Source organism: Nostoc sp., from assembly GCF_054880495.1.
The window spans coordinates 1-4,391 of the sequence record NZ_JBTYKD010000041.1; the positions used below are offsets into that span (position 1 = coordinate 1).

Sequence of the window (4,391 nt, forward strand, 5' to 3'; positions counted from 1 at the left end):
GATTTTTTGCAGCGCTTTTTGTGCCGCTTGGCGTCCCCCCAGAGTTTCGCTGATGTGGTCATCGCGTTCTGCTGCATCTGGGAATTGTTCGCGGAGGTAGGCTACCAACTCATTGCGGTTGGTAAATTCGCGTTGCATATCTTTAGTCATGTGAACTTTGAAGGGTGAGAATAGATAAACAAAAATACTTGTAGGTTAAGTCATTATTATGGTGGATAAACGCAAAGTAAGCGCAGAGGGACGCAAAGTTTTTCCAAAGAGAATTTCCTACGAATTAATGTCTTGTCAAAGCAATGATTTTGAACGGGTTAGGATTTGTATCTAAGCCACTGTATTAGTATCCCTCATGGGAAAAAGCATAGCCTAATCTATGTACAATTCTAAAGCGATGTCTACGACGGGCTACGCTTACGCAATTTCTCACACCCCCATCATGAGCAACATTGCCCAAATCGGACAACCAGCGCCAGATTTCTCTACCCCTGACCAAAATGGCAATTCAGTCACTCTCGACGACCTTAGCAGTCAGTGGATTGTCCTCTATTTCTACCCCAAAGATGATACACCGGGCTGTACCACCGAAGCGAAAGATTTCACCGAGTTGTATCAAGACTTCAGCGCACTGGGAGCGAAAATCTTAGGCGTAAGTCCAGATTCGGGTAAGTCCCATTGTAAATTTATCAGCAAACATAATTTGTCAATCACCCTTTTGAGTGACCCAGAACATATTTTGACAGAAGCTTACGGCGCTTGGCAATTGAAAAAATTTATGGGCAAAGAATATATGGGTGTTGCTCGCTCAACCTTCATAATTTCACCTGATAAAATTATTGCCTATACTTGGCCTAATGTGAAAACCAAAGGTCATGCTCAGGCAGTTTTAACTAAATTAGGGGAATTAGCAGCCGCGTAGATTCAAAAGTTAATCTGATATGGTTGTGGGGTGGGCAGCGTTCGACTGAGCGCTCACGCCGAAGTCTTGCCCGCCCTGATTGTGCAAGTTGTATTGTCCAAAATCATTTATTTTTCTCCTATTTGGGGAGCTTTTGGGGTTAAACAGCCGTGCATTACCAATTAATTTTGAGACAGTATGACTAGTGAAAAGCGGCGAGAGTCAATTAGCTATCTTCTTGCAGAATTTTGTATCAAAAACTACTTTTTTATCACGAAAAATTCTCACCACTTTAACTCATTACATTGATGACACAGCTTTTTAGCTGACGATGCAATTCTTAACTTAAGTATAAATATTTTTAAGGTTATTGCAATCTGACGCTAGTAGAAGACTTGGGTTTACTGAAGATATAGGAGTTTTACGCCCCTACTTCTAAAATGGGCAGTACCAAATAACTGTACTTAGGCTTACATAGCCAAACTTAACCATAGCAACTAGTAATTTTTACGCTTGATCTAATATATTAAGAATAGTAAACATATATTGCTTTTTTTGAGGCTGTAAGATTTCGATCAACCGATCGCATATACAGCAAAGAAAAGCCCGATATCTATCTACTACAGCTACCAGATAACCTTAGGCGAGGAAAGTTACGAGTGACATCATTGCTAAAAATTGCACAAACTGCTCAGGAATCCCAGATTTCCGAATTTTTCCAGGAATCAATGGGTAAGTGGCAATCGCAACGACGCTACTACACCCTACCTGAGGGAGAAACCAAGGAAATGGAAAGTATAGTTACGATCAATTTTTTAGAGCAAGGCTGTGATGAATTGCAAAAGCTAGCTCAAATGCACGATTTATCTGATACAGATAGTTTGATCTGTGGTGCCGCTGTTACATGGGAAAGTAGGGATGTGCTGAAGGCAACGAAAGAGTCGCAAGGTTCAACATTATTTGGGGTTATGGGAAACATTTTATATCGCGATCGCGGTTTTGCCATATCCAAACCAGTCATCGCCCAGTATTGTTTCTCTAACCCGAAAACACTGTGTTTGCGAACTCAATACAATAGCTCAGTGTTTGAGGAAGAGTTAAAGCTAATTGGTAGCAAATACCGCACCAGACAAACCATTATCTCCCGTGCTGGTGAGCAGTTGATGATTGGTCAATATTTAGAAAAGAGAGTGGAAAGTTAGTTTATCTCGTGGGTGTGGTTCCCTATAGCCTCACCCATTTTGGGACTAGCCAGCACTTAGCTATCAACTGGCAACATAACTTTTTATAACATTTTTTGAAACTTTACCCCAGAAAGTTAGTTGTTATGCCATCATGGGAAGTGAAATGAGAATTAATTCGGCGACAGTGTTTGTTTTTAGTATTGACAGGCTTTTCCCTTTTGGTATTACAGACTTCTCTCCGAAATCTAAATCTCTACAAACTTATGATTTTGGAGACATTTAATGTCAATTTACGTAGGTAACCTCTCCTATGAAGTTACACAAGACGCGCTAAGTGCTGTATTTGCAGAATATGGTAGTGTAAAGCGTGTTCAATTACCGACTGACCGTGAAACAGGTCGTTTACGCGGCTTTGCTTTTGTGGAAATGAATTCAGAAGATGAAGAAACAAAAGCCATTGAAGCCCTTGATGGTGCTGAATGGCTTGGTCGTGACCTCAAAGTTAATAAAGCCAAGCCCAGAGAAGACAGGGGTGGTTCCTCCTTCGGTGGTGGAAACCGTGGCGGTGGCGGTGGTGGCGGTGGCTATAATCGTAACCGTTACTAAGCTGAATAGACGAAAGTAATTTAATTGAATTTAGAAAAGGCTCAGGTAGCAATGCTTGAGCCTTTTCTATGTAAAACTTTGACTCGAAATAATTTCCGTTGGGATGCTTTGGCAATTGTAAGATAATATCATACCTGTAACTGAAACCCAGGCAAAACCTCTTCCCCAGAAAGTAGCACTGGCATTTGAATTACCTCTACAGGCAATCCAATCCTTTTCGGTAAATCTCCACCTGCTGTTCTTGAGGATTGATCAGCCAACCCAAGCGTAAACCATTTTCTATATATTCCTGCATCTTGTTTTGGAAGGTTTTTAAGCGTAGATGCGTAGCGGCTTGTCGCCAGACATCGCTCTGGGATCTGAGTTCAATTATAAAGTCAGGCGTTAGTGGCGGGAATTTTTGACGCTCCTCAAGAGTTAACGCTTCCCATCGTGACAATTTTACCCAAGCAGCATCAGGAGAACGGTTTGCTCCATTCGGCAATCTAAAGATAGTCGAGGAACTAAAAACTATTCCTAATTTTGTTTGGCGGTTCCAAATTTCCAAGTCTCTAATCAGTCCCGCCTCTTGATTTCCCCTTTCTCCTCCAACTGGTGGCACAAGAATCAGTTCTCCTTCGGCATTTAGTTCCAGATTCAAATCTTTATTCGCCATGCAGAGTTGATAAAACTGCTCATCCGTTAGATGAACAATTCGGTCTAGATTTAGCACAACTGTATCCATTGAACTGCTCCTTTTTCATTCAAAGCCGCGCGATCGCTGACACACTCAATAACTCACGCTACAGTAATGCAATAAATTCCTCTAGGCTCAAATCAGCACGCCTATGACTCATGATTCTCTAACCAAAGTGCCCTGATGAAAGATCATTTTCCATCGATCATTGTTCAATTTCCAGATGGAACTTCGCAGCGAATGAACAGGCTGTTCGCCAGATCCACCATGTCTGACTATACGATAAGTTACTAAAATAACCCCTGTTGCTAAAACTAACGTTTTGAATTCTGTTATCGATCTCTGAGTCAGGGGTTCGATGGGTTCATTCTGTAAGCTCTTGATAATTTGCTGTTTATCGAAAACACGCCCTGAGCTTCCGAACTCAATGAACTCGTCAGCAAGTAAGTCCATGACATCTTTAGCTGACTTTCGCACATTCGGTTGAAGCAAATACTCCTCAAATTCACGGAGAAGTGATTCCTCTAAATAGTCTGCTTTTCTACTTGATGCCAGAGTCATGCTTAATAGTTTCTCCGAAACTAATTTTATACTACCCTACCCAAAAAAGGGAGGCATTCATTACCCGATTCTGGTGTGGTGAAAACCTGAGCCACATCTTCATCTAAGGGCATATTAACAATTCAAAATTCAAAATTTAAAATTCAAGACATTTTCAGACGTTCGCGTAGCGTCTCGCAGAGAAGAGAACTGCCTTGCACGGGTTAAGAGCGTTGTGGCAACTTCTCTTGATTTAAACCCCGACTGTAGCTTGCTTCCCGCAGGGTAACTGATCCTACCTATAGACGTAGCGCAAAGTCTGAGGATCGGAAACCGACCCTCAGAACTTTGTAAGAGAGGGTCTTAAACCCTTTAATTGATGATAAAACCACAAGAGAGCTTGACATCCTCCCCACCCTACTTCGTAGAGGGTGGGGATTCCAAAGATCGCTCTTTGGGTTTCCTCTTTCCACGAGTTGACTTGCTTGAAGGA

Annotated in this window: 4 protein-coding genes and 2 pseudogenes; 3 read left to right on the top strand and 3 right to left on the bottom strand. The window is 41.8% G+C overall.

Features of this window, described 5'->3' with window-relative positions:
* Positions 1-150: pseudogene (locus tag ACYTXL_RS04765) on the bottom strand (FAD-binding domain-containing protein); the annotation flags it as partial.
* A 283-nt stretch (positions 151-433) separates the two neighbouring features.
* On the opposite strand from ACYTXL_RS04765, the gene bcp reads away from it, so the two are divergent.
* From bcp to ACYTXL_RS04780, 3 genes are all read left to right on the top strand, one after another.
* Positions 434-913, top strand: a complete 480-nt coding sequence (gene bcp / locus ACYTXL_RS04770) for a thioredoxin-dependent thiol peroxidase (protein WP_461923715.1) — start codon at positions 434-436, stop codon at positions 911-913.
* Positions 914-1,551: 638 nt separating this feature from the next.
* Positions 1,552-2,094: a phycobiliprotein lyase gene (locus tag ACYTXL_RS04775; protein ID WP_461923713.1), complete on the top strand. Its 543-nt coding sequence runs from the start codon at positions 1,552-1,554 to the stop codon at positions 2,092-2,094.
* Between the two features lie 264 nt (positions 2,095-2,358).
* Entirely contained in the window at positions 2,359-2,682 is a 324-nt protein-coding gene (locus ACYTXL_RS04780; protein WP_334788223.1) for an RNA recognition motif domain-containing protein, read from the top strand.
* Positions 2,683-2,810: 128 nt separating this feature from the next.
* On the opposite strand, the pseudogene ACYTXL_RS04785 reads toward ACYTXL_RS04780, so the two are convergent.
* Positions 2,811-3,406: pseudogene (locus ACYTXL_RS04785) on the bottom strand (Uma2 family endonuclease).
* Between the two features lie 108 nt (positions 3,407-3,514).
* Positions 3,515-3,919 (bottom strand): nuclear transport factor 2 family protein, encoded by a 405-nt coding sequence (locus tag ACYTXL_RS04790; protein ID WP_461923714.1) that lies wholly within the window; start codon positions 3,917-3,919, stop codon positions 3,515-3,517.
* Positions 3,920-4,391 lie beyond the last annotated feature (472 nt).